The organism is Haloarcula sp. S1AR25-4 (assembly GCF_031624555.1).
Lineage (GTDB): Archaea > Halobacteriota > Halobacteria > Halobacteriales > Haloarculaceae > Haloarcula > Haloarcula pellucida.
Genome location: NZ_JAMQOR010000021.1, coordinates 1 through 740, shown reverse-complemented (window position 1 = coordinate 740; position 740 = coordinate 1). Strand labels below are relative to the sequence as shown.

General features: G+C 57.7%; 1 pseudogene. It reads left to right on the top strand.

The window, feature by feature from the left end:
- Positions 1-58 precede the first annotated feature (58 nt).
- Positions 59-732: pseudogene (locus NDI85_RS22215) on the top strand (IS6 family transposase).
- Positions 733-740 lie beyond the last annotated feature (8 nt).

Genomic DNA, 740 nt, shown 5'->3' with positions numbered 1-740 from the left:
ATGGCACTGTCTAGTTGAGCGAGTTTGAGAAGCGAGGAGGCCGTAGCGAGAAGTGCTCATGCAACTCGCAAACCTCCTCAGAGAGACGTTAGATGAGGACAGCCAAGACGTTTGGGAGAACGAGCACACCCCGACACCCGTCCGGCGGTTTGGGGTGCGTCTCCATACGGCGGGGCTGTCGATCAGGGAGACGGTCGCTATCTTAGAGTTGCTGGGTGTCGACCGTGCTCACGGTGCGGTCTGGAACTGGGTTCGTACGGTGTCTGAAGCACAGAGCGACCCGCCGACGGTGCAGCCGTCGCGGTCGACGAGAAACAAATCGAGGTCGATGGCGAGAAAAAGTGGTTGTACGCTGCTGTCGACACTGAATCAAAGCTGCTGCTCGAAATTGATGTGTTCAGCCGCCGCGGGACCGACCCCGCGGCGGCGTTCCTACATCGGCTCACTTAGAAACACGACGTCGCCGAGTCAGTGTTTCTCGTTGATGCTGGCGGCTATCTGACTGCCCTCTCACGCTACGATTTGAGCGGTCGACTCGACTATCGAATCCGGGCCCACACCGAAAAATGGTTCCAGACTGTGACTATGCGAATCGACCGCTTCCACTCTTTCTGGCGGGGCAGTCAATCCAGCGCGAAACAGTGGCTACGACGCTTCAGACACCACTACAACCACGAACGGCCCAATCAAGCGCTTGACGGTAAAACGCCAGCTGAGGAGATTCAGAACTAGACAGTGCC